The organism is Janibacter sp. YB324, from assembly GCF_014217915.1.
Classification (GTDB): domain Bacteria; phylum Actinomycetota; class Actinomycetes; order Actinomycetales; family Dermatophilaceae; genus Janibacter; species Janibacter indicus.
The window spans coordinates 1,170,812-1,192,100 of the sequence record NZ_CP060120.1 but is presented as its reverse complement, the minus strand read 5'-3'; the positions used below and the strand labels follow the sequence as shown (position 1 = coordinate 1,192,100).

Annotated in this window: 17 protein-coding genes and 1 riboswitch; of the genes, 3 read left to right on the top strand and 14 right to left on the bottom strand. The window is 72.3% G+C overall.

Annotated elements, in window-relative coordinates; genetic code table 11:
• Positions 1–2: 2 nt before the first annotated feature.
• The 8 genes from murD to mraZ all read right to left on the bottom strand — a co-directional run bounded on the left by murD (position 3) and on the right by mraZ (position 9,716).
• The gene (murD, locus tag H7A72_RS05785; protein ID WP_223277796.1) at positions 3–1,502 is read right to left on the bottom strand and encodes a UDP-N-acetylmuramoyl-L-alanine--D-glutamate ligase; all 1,500 of its coding nucleotides are present in this window, start codon (positions 1,500–1,502) and stop codon (positions 3–5) included.
• The gene (gene mraY, locus H7A72_RS05780) at positions 1,499–2,581 is read right to left on the bottom strand and encodes a phospho-N-acetylmuramoyl-pentapeptide-transferase (RefSeq protein WP_185221924.1); all 1,083 of its coding nucleotides are present in this window, start codon (positions 2,579–2,581) and stop codon (positions 1,499–1,501) included. The genes murD and mraY overlap by 4 nt, the downstream gene beginning before the upstream one ends.
• The gene (gene murF / locus H7A72_RS05775; RefSeq protein ID WP_185221923.1) at positions 2,578–3,984 is read right to left on the bottom strand and encodes a UDP-N-acetylmuramoyl-tripeptide--D-alanyl-D-alanine ligase; all 1,407 of its coding nucleotides are present in this window, start codon (positions 3,982–3,984) and stop codon (positions 2,578–2,580) included. The genes mraY and murF overlap by 4 nt, the downstream gene beginning before the upstream one ends.
• Positions 3,981–5,525: a UDP-N-acetylmuramoyl-L-alanyl-D-glutamate--2,6-diaminopimelate ligase gene (locus H7A72_RS05770; RefSeq protein WP_084450665.1), complete on the bottom strand. Its 1,545-nt coding sequence runs from the start codon at positions 5,523–5,525 to the stop codon at positions 3,981–3,983. The genes murF and H7A72_RS05770 overlap by 4 nt, the downstream gene beginning before the upstream one ends.
• Positions 5,526–5,536: 11 nt before the next feature.
• Positions 5,537–7,570: a penicillin-binding protein 2 gene (locus H7A72_RS05765; RefSeq protein WP_223277795.1), complete on the bottom strand. Its 2,034-nt coding sequence runs from the start codon at positions 7,568–7,570 to the stop codon at positions 5,537–5,539.
• A gap of 16 nt (positions 7,571–7,586) precedes the next feature.
• Complete coding sequence (locus H7A72_RS05760) at positions 7,587–8,120, bottom strand: hypothetical protein (RefSeq protein WP_084450670.1); 534 nt, start codon at positions 8,118–8,120, stop codon at positions 7,587–7,589.
• Entirely contained in the window at positions 8,117–9,136 is a 1,020-nt protein-coding gene (gene rsmH, locus H7A72_RS05755; RefSeq protein WP_185221922.1) for a 16S rRNA (cytosine(1402)-N(4))-methyltransferase RsmH, read from the bottom strand. The genes H7A72_RS05760 and rsmH overlap by 4 nt, the downstream gene beginning before the upstream one ends.
• A 148-nt stretch (positions 9,137–9,284) precedes the next feature.
• Positions 9,285–9,716, bottom strand: a complete 432-nt coding sequence (gene mraZ / locus H7A72_RS05750; protein WP_072626159.1) for a division/cell wall cluster transcriptional repressor MraZ — start codon at positions 9,714–9,716, stop codon at positions 9,285–9,287.
• A gap of 328 nt (positions 9,717–10,044) precedes the next feature.
• On the opposite strand from mraZ, the gene H7A72_RS05745 reads away from it, so the two are divergent.
• The 3 genes from H7A72_RS05745 to H7A72_RS05735 are packed head-to-tail and all read left to right on the top strand — an operon-like array spanning position 10,045 to position 14,541.
• Entirely contained in the window at positions 10,045–11,034 is a 990-nt protein-coding gene (locus tag H7A72_RS05745) for a MoxR family ATPase (RefSeq protein ID WP_223277794.1), read from the top strand.
• 10 nt (positions 11,035–11,044) lie between these two features.
• Positions 11,045–12,259, top strand: coding sequence for a DUF58 domain-containing protein (locus H7A72_RS05740; protein WP_084450674.1), 1,215 nt, complete (start codon positions 11,045–11,047; stop codon positions 12,257–12,259).
• Entirely contained in the window at positions 12,256–14,541 is a 2,286-nt protein-coding gene (locus H7A72_RS05735) for a DUF3488 and transglutaminase-like domain-containing protein (protein ID WP_185221921.1), read from the top strand. The genes H7A72_RS05740 and H7A72_RS05735 overlap by 4 nt, the downstream gene beginning before the upstream one ends.
• Positions 14,542–14,572: 31 nt before the next feature.
• Here H7A72_RS05735 and H7A72_RS05730 read toward each other — a convergent pair whose 3' ends face one another.
• The 6 genes from H7A72_RS05730 to H7A72_RS05705 all read right to left on the bottom strand — a co-directional run bounded on the left by H7A72_RS05730 (position 14,573) and on the right by H7A72_RS05705 (position 21,279).
• Complete coding sequence (locus tag H7A72_RS05730) at positions 14,573–16,111, bottom strand: RNA polymerase sigma factor (protein WP_072624268.1); 1,539 nt, start codon at positions 16,109–16,111, stop codon at positions 14,573–14,575.
• Positions 16,112–16,271: 160 nt separating this feature from the next.
• Entirely contained in the window at positions 16,272–16,670 is a 399-nt protein-coding gene (locus H7A72_RS05725; protein WP_072624267.1) for a universal stress protein, read from the bottom strand.
• 107 nt (positions 16,671–16,777) lie between these two features.
• Positions 16,778–17,908, bottom strand: coding sequence for a homoserine O-acetyltransferase (locus H7A72_RS05720; protein WP_084450680.1), 1,131 nt, complete (start codon positions 17,906–17,908; stop codon positions 16,778–16,780).
• Between the two features lie 16 nt (positions 17,909–17,924).
• A riboswitch (SAM riboswitch) is annotated at positions 17,925–18,034 on the bottom strand.
• A 17-nt stretch (positions 18,035–18,051) separates the two neighbouring features.
• Complete coding sequence (locus H7A72_RS05715; RefSeq protein ID WP_185221920.1) at positions 18,052–19,167, bottom strand: DUF4192 domain-containing protein; 1,116 nt, start codon at positions 19,165–19,167, stop codon at positions 18,052–18,054.
• Between the two features lie 86 nt (positions 19,168–19,253).
• Positions 19,254–19,703 carry a YkvA family protein gene (locus H7A72_RS05710; RefSeq protein WP_223277793.1) on the bottom strand — a complete coding sequence of 150 codons (450 nt, stop codon included), beginning with the start codon at positions 19,701–19,703 and terminating at the stop codon, positions 19,254–19,256.
• 25 nt (positions 19,704–19,728) lie between these two features.
• Complete coding sequence (locus H7A72_RS05705) at positions 19,729–21,279, bottom strand: sodium:alanine symporter family protein (RefSeq protein WP_185221919.1); 1,551 nt, start codon at positions 21,277–21,279, stop codon at positions 19,729–19,731.
• Positions 21,280–21,289: the final 10 nt, after the last annotated feature.

The window sequence follows — 21,289 nt, the reverse complement described above, 5'->3', positions numbered from 1 at the left end:
GCTCACCCCTCCTGCAGGTACCTGTGCACCGCGGCGGCGAAGGCGTCGCCGCGGGCCCCGTAGTTGTCGAACATGTCCATGGATGCGGCTGCCGGGGCCAGCAGCACCGCGTCTCCCGGCATCGCGAGCGTGGCCGCGTGCCGGACGACGAGGTCCATCGCCCCAGTGTCCGTCGCGGCGACGTCGATCACGGGGACATCGGGCGCGTGTCGGGCGATGGCGGCGGCGATCTGCTCGCGGTCGCGACCGATGAGCACGGCGGCGCGCAGTCGACCGGCGGCCGCCGCGACGAGCTCGTCGACGTCGGCACCCTTGAGCAGGCCGCCGGCCACCCACACGACGTGCTCGTGGGAGGTGAGGCTCGCGAGGGCGGCGTGGGGGTTGGTCGCCTTGGAGTCGTCGATCCAGTGGACCTCGCCGGCGCTCGCCACGTGGGCGATGCGGTGCGGCTCGGGCTGCCAGGCCCGCAGCCCCTCGCGCACGGCGACCGGCGGCACCCCGTGGGCCCGGGCGAGCGCGGCGGCGGCCAGGGCATTGGCGACGAGGTGCGGGGCGACGCTCGGGGCCTCGCCCTGCAGGTCGGCCAGCGTGCCGAGCTCGGCGGCGGAGGTCTCGCGCTCGGCGACGAAGGCCCGATCGGCGAGGACGTCCTCGACGAGCCCGAGCATCGACAGCCCGGGCGTGCCGAGGGTGAAGCCGACGGCGCGGCAGCCCTCGACGACATCGGCCTCCTCGACCAGGCGGCGCGTGGCCGGGTCCTGCTCGTTGTAGACGCAGGCGACCTCGGCGTTGGCGTAGACCTTGCCCTTGGCCGCGGTGTACTCCTCGAGGGAGCCGTGCCAGTCGATGTGGTCGGGCGCGATGTTGAGGCAGGCCGCGGCCTGCGGGCGAAGGGAGTGGCTCCAGTGCAGCTGGAAGCTCGACAGCTCGACGGCGATGACGTCGTAGGGCTCGGGGTCCTGGACGAGGTCGAGCACGGGCGTGCCGACGTTGCCGGCGCTCGCGGCCCGCAGGCCGGCGGCGCGCAGCATCGAGGTGAGCATCTGCACCGTCGTCGTCTTGCCGTTGGTGCCGGTGACGAGCAGCCAGGGCGCTCCCCCGACACGCGGGCGCATCCGCCACGCGAGCTCGACGTCACCCCAGATCGGGATGCCCGCCTCGGCCGCCGCGGCGAGCAGCGGCTGGTGCGGCGGCCAGCCCGGCGAGGTGACGACGAGGTCGATCTCGTCGGCGGACGCCGGCAGCGCGGTCTCGGCGCCGTCACCAAGGTGCAGCTGCGCGTCGAGCACCTCGAGGATCTGGGCGCGCTGGGCCATCTGGGTGTCGGGCTCGGGTGCCTTGGCGTCGACGACACGGACGTGGGCGCCGTACTGGAGCAGCGCGTCGGCGGCGGCGAACCCGGAGACGCCCAGGCCGGTGACGACGACCCGCAGGCCGGCCCAGTCGGCCTCGCGGCAGGTCAGGGCGGCCAGCCGCTCCGCGCGGGAGGCGGCGTCGGTCACGGTGCCCCCACGACCCACTCGGCGTAGAAGATCGCCAGCCCGAGCGCGACGAAGAGGCCGGCCACGATCCAGAAGCGGATGACGATCGTCACCTCCTGCCACCCGAGCAGCTCGAAGTGGTGCTGCAGGGGCGCCATGCGGAAGACCCGCTTGCCGGTGGACTTGAAGGAGGCGACCTGGATGATCACCGAGAGGGTGATCGTCACGAAGAGGCCGCCGAGGATGACGATGAGCAGCTCGGTGCGCGAGAGGATCGCCAGACCGGCCAGGGCGCCACCGAGGGCGAGCGAGCCGGTGTCGCCCATGAAGATCTTGGCCGGGGATGCGTTCCACCACAGGAAGCCGAAGCAGGCTCCGGTGCCGGCCGCCGCGACGACGGCGAGGTCGAGCGGGTCACGCACGTCGTAGCAGTTGGCGCCGGGGCTGGTCTGGCAGTTCTGGTTGAACTGCCAGATGGAGATGACGACGTAGGCGCCGAAGACCATGACCGAGGAGCCGGTGGCGAGGCCGTCGAGGCCGTCGGTGAGGTTCACGCCGTTGGACGTGCCGGCGATCATGAGGTTGGCCCACAGCACGAAGAGGATCAGGCCGATGAGCGGTCCGGCGAAGGCCAGGTCGAGCGCGGTGTCGCGCACGAAGGAGATGCTCGTCGAGGCCGGGCGGCGCAGCGCGTCGTTGGGGAACTGCAGGGCGAGGACCGCGAAGGTCACGCCGACGAGGGTCTGCCCGATGAGCTTCTCCCCCGACTTCAGGCCGAGGCTGCGCTGCTTGCTGATCTTGATGTAGTCGTCGGCGAAGCCGACGGCACCCAGACCCACCATGAGGAAGAGCACGAGGACGCCGCTGGCGGTCGGCGACTGCCAGGTGACGAGGTGCGCGACGGCGTAGGCGATGACGGTCGCGAGGATGATGACCGCGCCGCCCATCGTCGGCGTGCCGCGCTTGGTGTGGTGCGAGGTCGGACCGTCGTCACGGATGAACTGGCCGTAGCCCTGCTTGACGAGGTACCTGATGAACATCGGCGTGCCGAGCAGGGCGACGACGAGTGACACGACAGCAGCGATGACCACGGCCATCATGCGTGGGCCTCCCTCTGGACGATGCGGTCTCCGAGCCACCGTAGCCCGGCGTCGCGGCTGGACTTGAAGAGGACGACGTCCGGCGCGGCGAGCTCGGCGACGAGCACCGCCTCGGCCGCGTCGGCGTCGGGCACGACCCGCACCCGCGGGCCGTCCTCACGAGCATTGTCCCGTGCGCCGTCCGCGATCGCCGCAGCGCTCTCGCCGACGACGAGGACCTCGTCGACCCCGAGCTCCGCGGCCTCGCGGCCGACGGCGGCGTGCAGCTCGGCGGAGGCGTCTCCGAGCTCCAGCATCGCGCCGAGCACGGCCCAGCGACGACCGCCGGCGCCCATCGTCGCCAGGCTGCGCAGGGCGGCGGACATCGAGTCGGGGTTGGCGTTGTAGGCGTCGTTGACGACGACGACGCCGTCCTCGCGCCGGGTGACCTCCATGCGCCACCGGCTGAGCGGGCGGGCGTCGGCCAGGGCCGGCACGATCTGCTCGAAGCCCATCCCCGCGGCGTGCGCCGCCGCGATGACCGCCAGGGCGTTGCCGACGTGGTGGCGCCCGACGAGCCCCAGCCGCACCTGCGCCGTGCCGAAGGGGGCGGTGACGGTGAAGGAGGGGGCACCCGCCTCGTCGAGGGTGATGTCGGTGGCCCGCACGTGGGCGGCCGCCGACTCGCCGACGAGGACGACCTGCGCGGACGTGCGCGCCGCCATGGCGGCGACGAGCGGGTCGTCGGCGTTGAGCACCGCGACCCCGTCCGCGGGCAGGGCGGCGGGCAGCTCTCCCTTCGCCTCGGCGATCGCCTCGACCGAGCCGAACTCGCCGACGTGGGCGTGACCGACGTTGAGGACGATGCCGATGCGCGGGGGCGCGATCCGGGTGAGGTAGTCGACGTGACCGATGCCGCGGGCGCCCATCTCGACGACGAGGTGCCGTGTGGTCGGGGTGATCCGGCAGACGGTGAGCGGGACGCCCACCTCGGAGTTGTAGGAGCCGACCGGGGCGATCGTCTCGCCGTCGACGGCGAGCACGGAGCCGAGGAGGTCCTTGGTGCTCGTCTTGCCGGAGGAGCCGGTGATGCCGATGACCGTCAGGTCGGGCCGGGAGTCGACGAGGTGCCGGGCCAGCGCGACGAAGCCGGCCTGCTCGTCCTCGACGACGACGCACGGCAGCCCGTCGACCTCGCGGGTCGTGAGGGCAGCGACGGCACCGGCGCGCGCGGCGCCGGGGACGAAGTCGTGCCCGTCGGCGCTCTCGCCGACGCGGGCGACGTAGAGGCTGCCCGGGCCCGCTTCGCGGGAGTCGGTGACGACGGGGCCGTCGACGAGGACCTGCGCGGCCTCGTCGGGGCCGCAGCCGTGGAGGCGCCCGCCGGTGATGTCGGCGACGGCGCCCAGGGTCGTGGGGATCATCCGGTGACGCTCCGGCGGTCGAGGGCGGCCCGCAGGACCGCCCGGTCGTCGTGCTCTCGGATCTCTCCGCGCACCTCTTGGCCCTGCTCGTGGCCCTTGCCCAAGACGGCGACGGTGGCGCCGGGCCCGGACTCGTGGGCGATCTCGACGGCCCGCTCGATGGCCGCGACGCGGCCCTCGACGACCTCGAGACGCGCGCGCGAGCGGGGCCAGACGCCCTCCGCGACGGCGTCGCGGATCGTGGCGGGGTCCTCCTCGCGCGGGTTGTCGTCGGTGACGATGACGACGTCGGCGTGGGCGGCCGCGGCGGCCCCCATGCCGGGCCGCTTGCCGGGGTCGCGGCTGCCGCCGGCGCCGAGGACGACGACGAGCAGGCCATAGGTCTGGGGTCGCAGTGCCGCCAGCGCGGCACCGACCGCGTCGGGGGTGTGCGCGAAGTCGACGAGCGCCGTCGGCAGGTCCTCGGGACCGGGCTCGCTCGGGGCGACGAGCTCCATGCGGCCCGGCACGTAGGGCCGGGTGAGGATCGCGCCGGCGACCTCGCGGGGCGGGATCCCGGTCTCGATGAGGGCCACGGCGGCCATCGCGGTGTTGACGCGGTTGAAGTCGCCGGGCAGGGCCGACTCGAGGTGGAGCACCTCGTCGGCACCCGTGAGCGTCAGCGCGGGCTCGCGCGGGTCGCCGCCGACGACCCAGTCGGCCTCGACGTGGAGGCGCGAGGTGACGGTCGTGACGGGGACGGTGGCCTCCTCCGCCAGCCGGGCGCCCCATTCGTCGTCGACGCACACGACGCCCCGGCGGGAGCGCTCGGGGGTGAAGAGGCTGGCCTTGGCGAGGAAGTAGTCCTCCATCGTCCCGTGGAAGTCGAGGTGGTCCTGGCTGAGGTTGGTGAAGAGGGCGACGTCGTACATGACCTCGTCGACGCGGTGGAGGGTGAGCGCGTGGCTCGAGACCTCCATGACGCAGTCGTCGATGCCGCGCTCCCCCATCGTCGCGAGCAGCGCGTGCAGGTCGGTCGTCTCCGGGGTGGTGCGCACGGACTTGATCCGCTCGTCGCCGATGCGCGTCTCGATGGTCCCGATGAGCCCCGTCGTGTGGGCCAGCGCCTCGAGGGCGGAGACCATGAGGTAGGCGGTCGTCGTCTTGCCGTTGGTCCCGGTGATGCCGAACATCGTGCAGCGGCGGTCGCCGCTGTCGTAGACCGCCGCGGCGACGCGGCCGAGGACCTCGCGCGGGCGCTCCACCACGACGAAGGGGAGGTCGCTCCCCTTCGCCTGCAGCCGGGAGGCCCCGTCGGCGTCGGTGAGGACGGCGACGGCCCCCGCCGCGAGGGCCTTGTCGACGAAGTCGGCTCCGTGGGCCCGGGCACCGGGCAGGGCGGCCCACAGGTCGCCGGGGCGCACGGTCGAGGTGTCGAGGGAGACGCCGGTCACCGAGGTGGCCGGGTCACCGTGCACGGGCGTGGCCGCGGCGTCGCCGACGAGGTCGGCGACGTCCACGAGGGTCAGCGGGTGCACCCGCTCAGGACGAGGAAAAGACACGATCCGCGACCTTACCCGCCATCCGGGGCGCCCCGGTCACGCAGCAGACCCGGGGTGTCGGCCGCCGGCTTCTTGGACAGCTTGGTGCGCACCTTGGGCGCCTTCTCGTCCTGGGGCGTCGGCGGCACCTTCTCCTTCTGCAGGGCGTAGGTCATGACGTCCTTGAAGACCGGCGCGGCGACCGTGCCGCCGTAGTAGCCCTTGATCGGGCGCTGGAGGATCACCGAGACGACGAGCTTGGGGTCGTCGGCCGGGGCGAAGCCGATGAAGCTCGCGGTCTTGCCGCTGTAGCCACCGGACTCGGAGTCGTAGCGGTCGGCGGTGCCGGTCTTGCCGGCGACGCGATAGCCCTTGATCTTCGCCTCGGGGGCCGTGCCCTCGTCGCTCACGACGCCCTCGAGCATCCGGGAGACGTCGTTGGCGGTCTTCTTCGAGACGGCGCGGTTGCGCTTGCCCGTCGGGGCCGCCTCCCAGCCGCCCTCGCCGTCGCTGACCTCCTTGACGAAGGTCGGGCTGATCCGCACCCCGTCGTTGGCGATCGCCTGGAAGACGTTGGTCACCTGCACGGCGGTCGTCGAAACGCCCTGGCCGTAGGTGATCGTGTAGCGCTGCGAGCCGTTCCACGTCTCGGACTTCGGCAGCAGGCCGCCGGACTCACCGGGGAAGCCGGAGCCGCTCGTCGATCCCAGGCCGAAGCGCCGCAGGTACTCCTCGAGGGTCTTGGGCTTCATCGTCTCGCCGATGAGCATGGTGCCGGTGTTGCTCGACTCGGCGAGGGCACCGGCGACGGTGCGGTACTCGTCGGGGTGCGGGTGGCTGTCGCTCAGGGTCTGGTCACCGCGCTTCATGGAGTACGGCAGGATCATCGGCGTCTCGGGGGTGATCGTCCCCTCCTCGAGACCGGCCGCGACGGTCATGATCTTCGACGTCGACCCGGGCTCGAAGACGTCGCTGAAGGCGAGGTTGGAGAAGACGCCCTTGCCGTCGCCGATGTTGTTGGGGTCGAAGGTCGGGTAGGACGCCAGGGCGACGAGCTCGCCCGTGTCGACCCGCTGGACGACGACGGTGCCGGAGAGCGCCTTGGTCTCCTTGACCTTGTCGGCCAGGGCATTTTGCGCGTACCACTGCACGTCGTTGTCGATCGTCAGGCGCACGTCCTTGCCCGCGGTCGCCGAGCTGACGTCGTCGGAGGCATTGGGCAGGCGCGAGCCGTCCTGGGCGATCTCGTAGGTCGCCTGGCCGGGGGTGCCCTTGAGGACGTCGTCGAGCTGCAGCTCGAGGCCACCGCCGGCGGTCTGGTCCTGCGGCTGGACGAAGCCGACGAGAGAGGCGACCGTCGTCGACTGCGGGTAGGTGCGCTGGGTCGAGCGCTCGGAGTAGATGCCGGGGATGCCCAGGGCGTTGATCCGGCGCCAGGTGAGCGGCGAGATGTTCTTGGCGAGGACCCGGTAGCGCTGCGAGCCGGTGAGCTTGGGCTCGAGGTCCTCGGCGCTGGTGCCGAGCGGCTCGGCGAGGTCCTTGGCGGCGCCCGCCACCCCGACCTTGGTGGTCGTGCCGTCGACCTTCTTGTCGTACTCCGGCACGGCCGTCTGGTCGACGACGACGGTGCGCCGCTCCTGGCTCTGCGCCAGGACGGTGTCGTTGGCGTCGTAGATCGTGCCGCGGTGGGCGGGGATCGCCTCGGTCTGGGTGCGCTGGCGCAGTGCGTCGGCGGCGACGGCGTCGGAGTCGAAGCCCTGGATGCGCAGCAGCTGCGCGGCGAAGAGGCTGAGCACGATGAGCGAGACGACCATGAGCGCCCGCATGCGGGTGCGCGGGCTGGCCGAGACCGCGGCAGCCGCCGGTCGACGAGCGGGCGCCGCCTTCTTGGCTGGAGTCGCCTTGCGAGCAGGTGCCGCCTTCTTGGCAGGCGCGGCCTTCTTCGCCGGCGCGGTCTTGCGCGACGGAGCCGCCTTCTTGGCAGGCGCGGCCTTGCGGGCAGGCCGAGCCTGGCCGGAGGAGGGTCGACCGGTGCCCTGAGGGCGGTCAGGTCGGCGCTGGCTCACGGTGCGGCCTCTCCTGTCAGTTGCTCGGGCGGGCGGTGGGGGTCTTCTTCTTGGCGGCCTTCGAGGAGGGCTCCGACGTGGACTTCGAGGACGGTGAGGAGCTGGTCGAGGACTGGTCCGCCGTCGCCGTGGCGGCCGCTCCCACGGTAAATCCGTCGGGCTTCTTGGCGACCGACGCCACGCCGAGGATGCTGCCCTTGTCGACGTCGATGAAGGCGGCGCTGCCGGCCGGGACCATGCCGAGCGCGTCGGCCTCGGTCGCCAGGCGCTGCGGCGCGGCCCGGTCGTTGATCGTCTGGGACAGCGAGTCCTCCTTGTCGGCGAGCGACGCGGAGCGGGCCTCGAGGGCCGTCACCTCGAAGGAGTCCTGGGCCATCGAGGTGTTGAGCCCCAGGACGGCGCCGAGCCCGGCGACGAGCAGGGCGAAGCACAGTACCGGGAACCACGCGGACCCGGCCCGATCGGTGGGGGTGACGACCTCGAGCGAGGCCCGGGTGCCTCGGGCGGGGGCGCGACGGGCGACGGTCGTGGCGACGGACGACTGGCTCATCGGTGGGGGCCTTCCTGGTGACGGGGCGGTCGGATGCGCTCGGCGCCGCGCAGGCGCACCGAGGCGGATCGGGAGTTGGTCTCGAGCTCGCGGGCGCTCGGGGTGAGCGCCCCGCGGGTGAGCAGGCGCAGCTCGGGTGCGTGCTCCGGCAGCTCGACGGGCAGGTCGGGCGGGGTGGTCGAGGCGGCGCCGGCGGCCAGGGCCCGCTTGGTGATGCGGTCCTCGAGCGAATGGAAGGACAGCACCGCGATCCGGCCGCCCACCGACAGCCGGTCGAGGGCGACGGGCAGCGCGCGGGCCCAGCCGGCGAGCTCCTCGTTGACCTCGATCCGCAGCGCCTGGAAGGTGCGCTTGGCCGGGTGGCCACCGCCGCGCTGGGAGGCCATCGGGATCGTGGCGCGCAGCAGCTCGACGAGTCGGCCGGAGCGCTCGAAGGGGGTGACCTCTCGCTCGCGGACGATCGCGCCGGCGATCTTGCGGGCGAAGCGCTCCTCGCCGTACTCCGACAGCACCCGGGTCAGGTCGCGGGCGTCGTAGGTGTTGAGCACCTCGGCGGCGGTGACCCCGGTCGTGGGGTCCATCCGCATGTCGAGCGGCGCGTCGTGGGCGTAGGCGAAGCCGCGCTCGGTCTCGTCGAGCTGCAGCGACGAGACCCCGAGGTCGAAGAAGGCCGAGGTGACGCTCTCGAGGTCGAGGTCGTCGAGGACCTCGCCGATCTCGTCGTTGACGGCGTGCACGAGGGTGACGCGCTCGCCGAAGCGGGCCAGCCGCTCCCCCGCGAGGGCCAGCGCCTGCGGGTCGCGGTCGATGCCGACGAGGCGCACCTGCGGGTCCGCCTCGAGGACCGCCTCGGCGTGGCCGCCCATGCCGAGCGTGCCGTCCACGTGGACGGCGCCCTCCGTGGAGAGCGCCGGGGCGAGCAGGTCGAGGACCTCGTCGAGCATGACGGGCACGTGGCGGGAGGCCGCGTCGCGGCCGGTGTCGGTCGTGAGGTCACGGTCCTCGTCGTGCTCCACGGTGCTCCCTTCGTGCTCGTCGGTGGTGGGTGGTGGTGGTGATCTCCGGGTCCTGCTCGCTGCTGCCGCCTGGTCCCCATCCGGGACGTTCCGGCCCGGGGGAAGTCGGGTCGGGGCCGTCACGGCTGGAGGCCGGGCGGCAGCTGCATCACATGAGTCCGGGGATCACCTCCTCGGACTGGTCGGCGAAGGCCTGCTCGGTGCTGGCCAGGTACTCCTCCCACGCGGCGGTGTCCCAGACCTCGACCCGCGAGCCGGTGCCGATGACGGTGCACTCGCGGTCGAGGCCGGCGTACTGGCGCAGCGCCGCGGGCACGGTGACCCGGCCCTGCTTGTCGGGGATCTCGTCGCTCGCGCCGGAGAGGAAGACGCGCATGTAGTCGCGAGCGGCCTTGCTCGAGGTGGGGGCCTCCTGGAAGCGCTGGGTGATCTTGACGAACTCGTCCATGGGGAAGACGTAGAGGCAGCGCTCCTGACCACGGGTCATGACCAGGCCGCCGGCGAGCTTGTCGCGGAACTTCGCGGGGAGGAAGAGGCGGCCCTTGTCGTCGAGGCGTGGGGTGTGGGTACCGAGGAACACGGCGACCACCTCCCCTTCGTCTCGACCCGAGGGCTCCCTGCGCTTCCTTGATCCCCCACTTTACTCCACCTCTGCTCCAGATCACACCCCGTCTGGCACATTTCGGCGACTTCTTTGCTGACTTTTCCCTGATAAATCAAGGGTGGTGCAAAGTGGGGCGGATTCACCGCACCGACGGCACGAAGGGGGGTCCCCCAGGGCCAAGACCGACGGTGCCTGTGTCTCGTGGCCCCGATTCCTAGGGCCGGACGCCGCGCGCGACGTAGGGTCGGGAGCACATCGGAGCGAAGTGGGGACGCCACCGGCGCGGCCCCGGGACGGAGACGTGGTGACCCTCAGCAGGGAAGGCGCCCCCGAGGTGGCGGCACACGCGGACCTCGAGTACGTCGTGTCCGTCGGCCGGGCGCTCGCCGACACGATGAATGCCGTCATCGAGGGCAAGCCCGATGTCGTGCGCACCGCCATCACGGTCCTGCTCGCGGAGGGGCACATCCTCGTCGAGGACGTGCCCGGCGTCGGCAAGACGATGCTCGCCAAGGCGCTCGCCCGCAGCATCGACGCCTCGGTGCGTCGGGTGCAGTTCACCCCCGACCTGCTGCCGAGCGACATCACCGGTGTGAGCATCTACAACCAGGACCAGCACGAGTTCGAGTTCCGCCCCGGGGCCGTCTTCGCCAACGTCGTCATCGGTGACGAGATCAACCGCGCCTCGCCCAAGGCCCAGTCGGCCCTGCTGGAGTGCATGGAGGAGGCCCAGGTCACCGTCGACGGGCGGACCTACGAGCTGCCCCGGCCCTTCATCATCATGGCGACCCAGAACCCCGTGGAGATGGAGGGCACCTACCCCCTCCCCGAGGCCCAGCGCGACCGCTTCATGGCGCGGCTGTCCATGGGCTACCCGACCGCCGCCGCCGAGGTGGCCATGCTCGACCACCACGGCGCGAGCTCGCCGCTGGAGAGCCTGCGGCCGGTCGCCGACGCGGCAGGCATCGCCCGGCTCATCGCCGCGGTGCGCACGGTCCACGCCTCCACGGCGGTGCGCCAGTACGCCGTCGACATCGCCACCGCGACCCGCACGAGTTCGCTCGTGCGCCTGGGCGCCTCGCCCCGGGCGACGCTGCACCTGCTGCGCGCCGGCCGGGCGCACGCGGCGCTGCACGGACGCGACCACGTGCTCCCCGACGACATCCAGACCATCGCCCCGGTCGTCCTCGCCCACCGACTGCTGCTGAGCAGCGAGGCGCAGCTGGCCCGGCGCGACCCGGTCGACATCGTCAGCGAGATCGTGCGGCACACGCGCGTCCCCGCCGCCCGGTGAGTGCTCGACCATGACCGGTCGCGGGCGGCTCTTCGTCGCGGCCGGGGTGCTCGTGGCCCTCACCGGCCTGACCCTCGGCCTGCACGACCTGACCAAGGTCGGCGCGCTGCTCGTCGTGCTGCCGGCCCTGGCGCTGCTGCTCTCCCGCCGCGAGCTCGACCTCGCCGTCACCCGTGAGGTCGCCCCCTCCCGCGTGCCCACCGACGGCCACGCCGACGTCACCGTCCGGGTGCACAACTCCGGCCGGCTGCCCACCCCCCTCCTGCGGGGCGAGGAGGCGCTGGCCTATGCCCTCGGCGACCGACCACACCTGCTCGTGCCGCGCCTCGACGGCGGCGAGACCCGCCAGCTGACCTACCGGGTGCGCTCCCACGTGCGGGGCCACCACACGATCGGCCCGCTCTCGGTGCGGGTCACCGACCCCTTCGGCCTGGCGACCCGTGCGGTCCCGGTGCCCGGCGAGACCTCGCTCGTCGTCCTGCCGCGGGTGCTGCCACTCACCCCCGTGCGCGGCGTGCCGGCCGGCGGAGGCGGCGAGACCTCGGTCGCCTCGCGGGTCGCCCTGCAGGGTGAGGACGACGTCGGCGTGCGCGAGTACCGCATCGGCGACGACCTGCGCCGCATCCACTGGCGCTCGACGGCCCGCACCGGCGAGACGATGGTGCGGCAGGACGAGCAGCCTTCCCGACGGCGTGCCCTGGTCCTGCTCGACGACCGCGCCGGCGTCCACGCCGGCACCGGGGGCGGCGGGTCCTTCGAGTGGTCGGTGACGGCGGCGGCGTCGATCACCACGCTGCTCCTCGGCGAGCGCTTCGAGGTGCACCTGTGCCGGTCCGCCGACGAGGGCGGCGCGGTCGAGCCGCTCGTCGACGTCGACCACGCGCTCGACGAGCTCGCCGCGGTCCAGCCAGCCGAGACCACCTCGGCGCGCGGGCTCCTCGAGGCCCTCGACGACTTCATGCAGCACGGCGGGGGCCTCGTCGTCGGCGTCCTCGGCGAGCTCGACGACGACATCGTCGATCTCTGCGCCACACGCGCCCGCCACGGGCTGGGTCTGGTCGTCGACCGCGGCGGCTTCTCCTCCGGCACCCGGGGCACCGGGCCCGCCGACGAGACCGCCCACCGGCTGGCCCTCGGCGGCTGGCGCACCGAGGTCGTCCGCCCCGGCGCCCAGCTCCCCGAGCTGTGGGCCCGACTCACCGTGGGTCTGGGGGTGCGCGCATGATGCGACACGAGCCCCGGGTGATCGCCGGCCTCCTCGCCGGCCTGGCGACGATCGTCGTCGCCCTCCCCCTCGGCCGGCTCTTCGACGAGGCCCCCTGGGCCCTCCCTTCGGTCATCGGCGTCGCCGTCGTCGCCGGCACCGGCATGCTCCTGCGCTCGCTCACCACCCACGCAGGGTTGGTCGTCCTCGGGCAGGCCGCCGCGGCCGGCCTCTACCTGCTCGTCACCCAGCTCGGCGAGACGACGGTCTTCGGCGTCGTCCCCACACCCGAGACGCTCACCGCGCTGCTCGACCACTTCGAGCAGGCCCAGGACACGATCACCCGCTACGCGGCCCCCGCGCCGGCGACGCCCGGCATCACCGTCATGCTCGTCGCGATCATCGTCGTCGTCGCCCTGGCCGTCGACATGGCCAGCGCCACTGCAGCATCGCCGTCGGTCGCCGGCCTGCCGCTGCTCTCGCTCTTCCTCGTCTCGGCGGCCAACTCCGGTGGCTCGATGCACTGGGCGTGGTTCCTCGCCGGCGCCGGGCTGTGGCTCGCGATGGTCGTGCACCAGTCCGACGTCGACCTGCACGGCTGGGCCACCTCGGTCCCCCGCATGGGGCGCGGCGACGGCGAGGACAGCGCGGGGCGCTCGCACCGCTGGCAGGCCGCGCGACTCGGGGCCTTCGCCCTGGTCGCCGCCGTCGCCGCGGCCACCTTCGTCCCCCACCTGCCGACCCGCTACGTCCTCGACGGGCTGGGGCGCAGCCAGGGCGGAGCGACGACCGGGTCCGGCGTGCGCCTGGCCACGGCCCTCGACCTGCGCCGCAGCCTCGAGTCGCCCAGCGAGGCCCCGGTGCTCACCTACACGTCGAGCTCCCCCGCGCCGGGGCCCCTGAGGGTGGCGGTCGTCGAGGACTTCTCCGACGGCCTGGGCCGCATGCGCTCCGACGCCCCCGAGCCCGTCGAGGGCTTCTCCGCCCCGGACCCGACCCTGCGAATCCCCGGCAACGTCGTCGGTGAACGACGCACGATGGTCGTCGAGTCCAACGGCGTCGCAGCCCCGCAGCTGCCGCTCCCTTCGCTCGTCAGCTCGGTCGACACGGGCGGCATCGCCTGGGCCCTCGGCGACGACGGCACGGCCGCGGTCCAGCGCACTCCCGGGACCTACTCGGCGACCTACACCGAGCTCGCCCCCGAGGAAGAGGACTTCGACCAGCCGACCGGCGAACCCATCGACCCGCTCGCCCAGAGCGACTCCTACCTCACCCTCGACCCCGGGTCGGCGCAGGAGATCGGAGACCTCGTCGACGAGGTCGTCCCGCACGACGCCACTCCCCTGCGCAGCGCCCAGGCCATCCAGGAGTACCTGCGCGGCAGCGAGTTCACCTACAGCCTCGACCTGCCCTCGTCGCAGGGGCGCGACCCGATCGTCGCCTTCCTCGACCACAAGACCGGCTACTGCCAGCAGTTCGCCGTGACCATGACGCTCATGGCCCGGGCGCGCGGGATCCCCGCCCGCGTCGCCGTCGGCTTCCTCCCCGGCCGCCTGACCAGTGGCGACGAGCGCGTCGTGCGGGTCAGCGACGCCCACGCCTGGCCCGAGCTGTACTTCGAGGGGGTGGGCTGGACGCGCTTCGAGCCGACGCCCGGCTCACGTGCTGCGTCGACGCCCGGCTACACGATCGACACCTCCGACGCGAGCGCCGGCACCGACACCTCGACCTCGTCCGACGAGACGACGAGCTCCTCGACCCGCCCCGACGACCAGCAGGAGGACGTCGCGGTCCCAGAGGCCGCGACCGCGCCCGACGAGGGTCGCCCCGCCTGGGTCACCGCGCTGCTCTGGCTGCTCGGCATCGCCGCCGTGCTGGCGATCATGCCGCTGTCGGCGCTCGTGGCCCGTCGCCGCTCCCGCCGCTCGGCCGTCGACGACGCCGAGCGGGTCGAGCGCGAGTGGCACGAGCTGATCACCCAGCTCGACGACCTCGGGCTGCGCCCACCGGTCGGCGCGACCCCGCGGCAGACCGGCGCCTGGCTCAGCCGGCGCCTGCACCTCGAGGGCGAGCCGCAGGAGCAGCTCGACCACGTCGTCGCCACCCTCGAGCGCGCCCGCTACGCCCCGCCCGGAGCCGACCTGCCCGACATCTCCCACGAGGTCGGCGGGGTCGTCGACGAGGTCCGCTCCGGCCGGCAGCGCTCGCGACAGGTCCGCTCGGTGCTGTGGCCCCAGGACGGCGTCGACGCGTGGCGCGCGTTTGGCCGCTCGCTCCTGCGCCGCCTGCCCCGTCGCCGCTGACTCCCCTTCGCCCCGGAGGTCGCCGAGAGGATCAGTCGAGGTAGTCGCGCAGAACCTGCGAGCGGCTCGGGTGACGCAGCTTGCTCATCGTCTTGGACTCGATCTGACGGATGCGCTCACGCGTCACGCCGTAGACCTTGCCGATCTCGTCGAGCGTCTTGGGCTGACCGTCGGTCAGGCCGAAGCGCATCGAGACCACGCCGGCCTCGCGCTCGCTGAGCGTGTCGAGGACCGAGTGCAGCTGCTCCTGCAGGAGCGTGAAGCTCACCGCGTCGGCCGGCACGACCGCCTCGGAGTCCTCGATGAGGTCACCGAACTCGGAGTCGCCGTCCTCGCCGAGCGGGGTGTGCAGCGAGATCGGCTCGCGGCCGTACTTCTGGACCTCGACGACCTTTTCGGGGGTCATGTCGAGCTCCTTGGCCAGCTCCTCCGGGGTGGGCTCACGACCCAGGTCCTGGAGCATCTGACGCTGCACACGGGCGAGCTTGTTGATGACCTCGACCATGTGCACCGGGATGCGGATGGTGCGGGCCTGGTCGGCCATGGCGCGGGTGATGGCCTGACGGATCCACCACGTCGCGTAGGTCGAGAACTTGTAGCCCTTGGTGTAGTCGAACTTCTCGACCGCACGGATCAGACCGAGGTTGCCCTCCTGGATCAGGTCGAGGAAGAGCATGCCGCGGCCGGTGTAGCGCTTGGCGAGCGAGACGACGAGACGCAGGTTGGCCTCGAGCAGGTGGTTCTTGGCGTTCTTGCCGTCCTGGGCGATCCACCACAACTCGCGCTTGAACTTCATCTCGATCTTCTCGCCGGAGGCGAGCTTCTCCTCGGCGAAGAGGCCGGCCTCGATGCGCTTGGCCAGCTCGACCTCCTGCTCGGCGTTGAGGAGGGCGACCTTGCCGATCTGCTTGAGGTAGTCCTTGACCGGGTCGGCGGTGGCGCCGGCCGTCACGACCTGCTGCGCGGGAGCGTCGTCCTCGTCGTCGTTGCTGATCGTGAAGCCGGACTTCTCGTCCTGCTCCGTCTCGGGCTTGGCCTTGGCCTCCGGCTCCTCGCCGAGGACCTCGTCCTCACCGGGTGCCGGCTCCTCGGCCGTGGTGGTCGTCGGGTTGGCCGCGGCCTTCTTCGCGGCAGCCTTCTTCGCGGCGGCCTGCTTGGCGGGTGCGGCCTGCTTCACCGGGGCGGCGGCCGCGGCTGCCGTGGCGGTGGAGGCGGCCTTCTTCGCCGCGGTCTTCTTCGCCGGGGCAGCCTTCTTCGCGGGGGCGGCGGCCTTCTTCGTGGCCGTCTTCTTCGCCGCGGTCTTGCTCGCCGCCTTCTTGGCGGGGGTCTTCTTGGCCGTCTTCTTCGCCGGAGTGGACTCTGGCACCTGAACCTCGATTCCCTGTTCGCCCAGCGCGCGCAGGACGACCCGCCCCCGACTGGGGCTGATCTTGGCCTCGCCGAACGCGGCCTGTAGCTGATCGCTGGTGATGGATCCGGTCGTGCGGCCCTTCAGGACGAGCTCCTGCAGCGAGGGATGCGAGAACTCCTTGGGGAGGGAGCCCTGCGTCTCGACGGACCGTGGGGACACAGCAGTCACCAACAACCTTTCGTCACGGAGGATTCCGCCGGGACGAAGGGAGTGGCGTGACCCCGTCTGACCCGACTCGCCCGGTCGCTGTGCGCTGGGCTCGTGACCATTATAAAACGCGTGGCCGTCGGGTGCCGCCACCAGGGGCGGTCGGAGGGTCTCAGCGGGCCTTGACCGCCAGCACGTCGCAGGGCGCGTCGAGCAGCACACGCTGAGCATTGGACCCGAGGATCAGCTTGCCGACGGGGGTGCGACGACGCAGGCCGATGATGATCAGGCTGGCGTCGGTCTCCTCGGCGACGACGATGAGGTCCTCGGCCGGCTCCTTGCCTCGGACGAGGCCACGGACCTCGCCGTCGACACCCGCCTCCTCCATGCGGGAACGCACCTGCTTGAGATCGTCCTCGTTCTTGCGGGCGGTGTCACCGCTCAGGCCCACGCCACCACGGTCGGAGTGGATGACGACGAGCTTGTCGTTGCGCAGGCGGCACTCCTCGAAGGCGCGCTCGAGAGCGGCCTCGCCCTCCTTGGTCGACACGTACCCCACGACGATGGTCATCGCTCGCTCCTCGTCACAACTCGGCTGATGGACTACCTGGGCCAGACGCTACACCGCGGCCCCGTGACCTGTCTCACTCCGGCACCGGTGTCGTCGGCGTGTCCCGATCAGTCGCCGCGCAGCACGTCCCGGAGCAGCTCGGCCACCTGGTCGACCTCGGTGAGGAAACCGTCGTGACCGACCGCCGAGGAGATCGTGCGCAGCTGCGTCCCGGGACGTGCCGCGACGACCTCGTGCGACAGCCGCGGCGGGTAGAGCCGGTCGGAGTCGACCGGCGCGACGACGAGTCGACCGGTGAAGTCCTGCAGCGCCGCGGACATCCCCCCACGGTCCCGGCCGAGGTCGTGGGAGTTCATCGCCTCGGAGAGCACCGCGTAGGAGTTGGCGTCGAAGCGGCGCGCGAGCTTGCCGCCGTGGTGGTCGAGGTAGCTCTCGACCGTGTAGCGCGGGCGGCCCTCGGGCCCGGCGGGCTCGTCCTGGACCCGTCGGTCGAAGCGCTCGTGCAGCTCGAGCTCGCTGCGGTAGGTGATGTGGGCGATGCGGCGGGCGATGGCCAGCCCGGCCTCGGGGCCCTGCGGGTGGTCGTAGTAGTCACCCCCGGCGAACCACGGGTCGTTGCGGATCGCGAGGATCTGCGCCTGGCTCCACCCGATCTGCTCCGCGGTGGCGTAGCCGCCGGTCGCCAGGGCGATCGCCGTGCCGACGCGCTCGGGGTGGCTCGCGACCCACTCGAGCGTGCGCATGCCCCCCATCGACCCGCCGATGACGGTGTGCCAGCGCTCGATGCCCAGGACGTCGGCGAGCCGCGCCTCGGCCGCGACCTGGTCACGGATGGTGAGGCGCGGGAAGCGACTGCCCCACGGCCGGCCGTCGGGCGCGGCACTGCCCGGCCCGGTGCTGCCCTGGCAACCACCGAGGACGTTGATCGCGATGACGAAGTAGTCGTCGTCGAGCGGCGCGCCCTGCCCGATGAGACCCGGCCACCAGCCGGCCGTCGGGTGACCGGGACCGGCCTCGCCGACGACGTGGCTGTCACCGGTGAGCGCGTGCTCGACGAGCACGGCGTTGTCGCGCTCGGGACGCAGGCGCCCCCAGGTCTCGTAGGCCAGCACGACGTCGGGCAGGGACTCGCCCGACTCCAGCTCCAGCCGCCCGATCGAGACGAAGCGTCGCTCGCCCGGGTGGTCGCCGTCGCGCCACAGCGCGGTGCTCGCGGGGGGTGTGGTCGTCACGCTCACGGAGTGCTCCCGAAGTGTCTCGCCTTGCCACGTCGCCTCGACGCGGCCCGGTCATCACCCGGGGCACCCCGTCGCGAGGAGGGTTGCCGGCCAGCAAGCCGGGGCTTGACGCTGGCACTCATGACCTGCCGACAACTCTAACGTCACGAGGCGCGCCCGATCGAGTCGCGTCCGGGCTGCGGACCCTCGGCCGGGGGCAGGGCCCACGGACGCACCCCCGTGGCCAGCAGACGGAGCATGAGGTCGGCCAGCCGGTGCTCGGGGTCGATCTCGAGGGCCCGCTCGAGGCAGATGCCGGTGATCGTGCCGTCACCGGCCCACCAGGCGAGGTGCGCCACGGTGACGAGCACCGTGGGCGTGAGCGGCTGCGGCAGGAGCCGGGCGAGCTCGACGAGCCGACCACGGACGACGAGCAGCTCGTCCGACCAATCCCCTGCCTGCGGCAGCTCGTCGTCGCCCTCCCAGCAGTCGACCCAGGGGCACTCCGCCGCCGCGTCGAGGGCGAGCCAGCCGACCTCGAGCGGCACGTCGTCGAGCGAGAAGAACCCCGGCGCGAGCACGGCCATCAACGCGTCGCGCCACTGGACGTCGAGCAGCGAGCCGCCCAGCACGGCCAGCTCGGCATCGGGCAGGTCACCGACCGGTCGCGCGCTGCGCCGCGGGTCGAGCACGTGGGACCACAGCGCGGCGAGCTCGTCGTCGTCGACCGGCACGGGCTCGCCCGACACGATGACCTGCGCCACCCCCTCGGCGCGCGTCTCGTCCGTCGGCGGCACGACGGTGGCGACCAGCTCCTCACGACTGGCGAGCGGCCGCACCCCGGCCATGACGAAGGGGGCGACCGCCGGCACCTCCTCGGGCCGCGGGAGCGCGCGCACCTGCGGCGGGCAGCACCCGTCGTCGCACCCCGGGACCCAGCACCGGCCGTCGCGCACGACGACGTGGTCAGGGACGGCGAGACCGGCCGCCAGGGCCGCCGAGGTGACGGCCGCGCGGACGGGGCGGGAGCCCCCTTCGTCGTCCTCGAAGGCGAGCACCACGACCCCCTGCGCCCGCTCGCGGACCATGATCGCGATGCTGTGCTCGGCGAGGGCGGCGCAGGCCCGGGGGTCGTCGACGAGGTCGAGGCGCTGGACCATCCCGAGCCGCCGACCGTGCAAGGCGGCGAGGACGAGGGATGGACCCGGGTGGTAACCGAGCTGGTAGGGCACGAGGACGGCGAGCTCGGAGGCGTCGCGGGGGCTGGCGGTCGGTGTCATGCCCCGACCATGCCGAGCGGCCCGCCCCCTCGACAGAGGGGACGGGCCGGCTGTGGACGAGCGGGTGGGCGCCCGCAGGTCTGGGGTCAGTCGGGGACGACGTGCGAGCGCACCGTCGAGCTCCAGGCCTGCTGCTGGCTCCAGGCCTGTTGCTGGGCCCACTGCGCCTGGTGCGCGGCGACACCCTGCTCCCACGCGATGAACTCCTCGGTCTCCTTGACCAGGGTCGCCGCGACCCAGCCGATCACCATGACGTCGTCGAGCAGGCCGAAGGCGAGCAGCAGCCCCTCAGGGACGACGTCGACCGGCGAGACGATGTAGCCGACGCCCGCGAGCATCATCAGCAGCCGCGTCGAGGTCAAGCCGGTGTAGGTGCCGGCCCGCACCGCACGCACCATGCGCGGCACGGCACGCAGCCGCTGGAGCAGGCTCGGCCCACCGGGGCGCGAGGCGCTGCGGACGGCGGACGCGAGATGGACCGCGCTGCGGGCCCGTCGACTCATGACCATCGGGGTCTCCTGACGCTCGGACGCCATCGGATGAGGGCGCTCCCACCCGTCATCAACGACGCGGGTCCGCAGAGGATTCCGCAGGGTCGCCGGGTGCGCCCTGGGTCACCAGGCCATCGGCCCGCTGCTCCCAGAACTGTGCCCCCTCGATCCCGAGCTCACGCGGGTCGAACTGCGGGTCGATGCCCTGCTTCTTCTGGGCGTGGTAGTCCTTGAGCGCCTTGAGCGCCGGGACCTGCAGCAGCAGGATCCCGAGGATGTTCAGCCAAGCCATCGTGCCGACGCCGATGTCACCCAACCCCCACGCGGAGCCGGCGGTCGTCGTCGCGCCGTAGGCGACGGACACGAGGATCAGGGCCTGGAGCGCGCGGATCATGCCCCGACGCACGACGCCGTTGCGGATCTTGCGGGTCAGGTAGGCGAGGTTGACCTCCGCCATGTAGTAGTAGGCGACCATCGTCGTGAAGGCGAAGAAGACGAGCGCCAGCGCGACGAAGCTCGAGCCCCAGCCCGGAGCCAGCGTGTCGAAGCCCGCCTGGACGAAGCCCGGCCCCGGCTCGGTGTCGGTGCCGACCCCACCGACGTAGAGCGTCTCGTCGCCGAAGGTCTCGCCCTTGAAGACGGTGTACATGTCGGTCGAGATGATGATGAAGGCCGTGGCCGTGCACACGAAGAGCGTGTCGATGTAGACCGCGAAGGCCTGCACGAAGCCCTGCTTGGCCGGGTGCGAGACCTCGGCGGCCGCCGCGTGGTGCGGGCCCGTGCCCTGGCCGGCCTCGTTGGAGTAGATGCCGCGCTGGACGCCCCACTTGACCGCCTGGCCGATGATCGCGCCGTAGACGGCGTGTCCGCCGAAGGCTCCGGAGAAGATCTCGCCGAAGACGTGGCCGACCTGGTCGATGTTGACGAAGAAGACGACGAGCGCGAAGAGGATGTAGAGGATCGCCATCGGCGGCACGACGAACGCGGCGAAGGCAGCGATCCGCTTGACGCCACCGATGACGATGAAGGCCAGGGCGATGACCACGCCGATGGCCGTGGCCCACGTCGGCACGCCCCAGGCCGACTCGATGGCCGAGGACATGCCGTTGGCCTGGACTCCCGGCAGGAAGAAACTCATCGCGAAGACGGTGACGACGGCGAAGACGATCGCGTAGACGAGCGAGAGGGTCCTGGCCTTGTGGGCGTAGGCCTTCTCGAAGTAGTAGGCCGGGCCACCGCGGTACTCACCGGTGTCCGGGTCCTTCTCCTTGTAGATCTGGCCCAACGTGGACTCGATGAAGGAGGTCGCGGCCCCGAAGAAGGCCACGGCCCACATCCAGAAGACCGCACCCGGACCACCGAAGGCGATGGCGGTGGCGACGCCGCCGATGTTGCCCATGCCGACGCGGTTGGCCAGCGACATCATCAGCGACTGGAAGGAGGAGGTGCCGTCCTGCGACTTCTCGCCCTTGGTCAGCTGCCGGACCATGTCCGGGATGCCGAGGACCTGCACCAGGCCGGTGCGGACGGTGAAGTAGACACCTGCGACCAGGCACAGCCCGACCAGCGGTATCGACCAGATGAAACCGTTGGCGGAGTCGACGAGTTCGGCGAGTGACATGAGACGAGAG

Coding starts and splice junctions, on each gene's coding strand:
- mraY (WP_185221924.1), bottom strand. CDS start 2,581: ATGATGGCCGTGGTCATCGCTGCTGTCGTGTCACTCGTCGTCGCCCTG.
- murF (WP_185221923.1), bottom strand. CDS start 3,984: ATGATCCCCACGACCCTGGGCGCCGTCGCCGACATCACCGGCGGGCGC.
- H7A72_RS05760 (WP_084450670.1), bottom strand. CDS start 8,120: ATGAGCCAGTCGTCCGTCGCCACGACCGTCGCCCGTCGCGCCCCCGCC.
- H7A72_RS05740 (WP_084450674.1), top strand. CDS start 11,045: ATGACCGGTCGCGGGCGGCTCTTCGTCGCGGCCGGGGTGCTCGTGGCC.
- H7A72_RS05735 (WP_185221921.1), top strand. CDS start 12,256: ATGATGCGACACGAGCCCCGGGTGATCGCCGGCCTCCTCGCCGGCCTG.
- H7A72_RS05725 (WP_072624267.1), bottom strand. CDS start 16,670: ATGACCATCGTCGTGGGGTACGTGTCGACCAAGGAGGGCGAGGCCGCT.
- H7A72_RS05715 (WP_185221920.1), bottom strand. CDS start 19,167: ATGACACCGACCGCCAGCCCCCGCGACGCCTCCGAGCTCGCCGTCCTC.
- H7A72_RS05710 (WP_223277793.1), bottom strand. CDS start 19,703: ATGGCGTCCGAGCGTCAGGAGACCCCGATGGTCATGAGTCGACGGGCC.
- H7A72_RS05705 (WP_185221919.1), bottom strand. CDS start 21,279: ATGTCACTCGCCGAACTCGTCGACTCCGCCAACGGTTTCATCTGGTCG.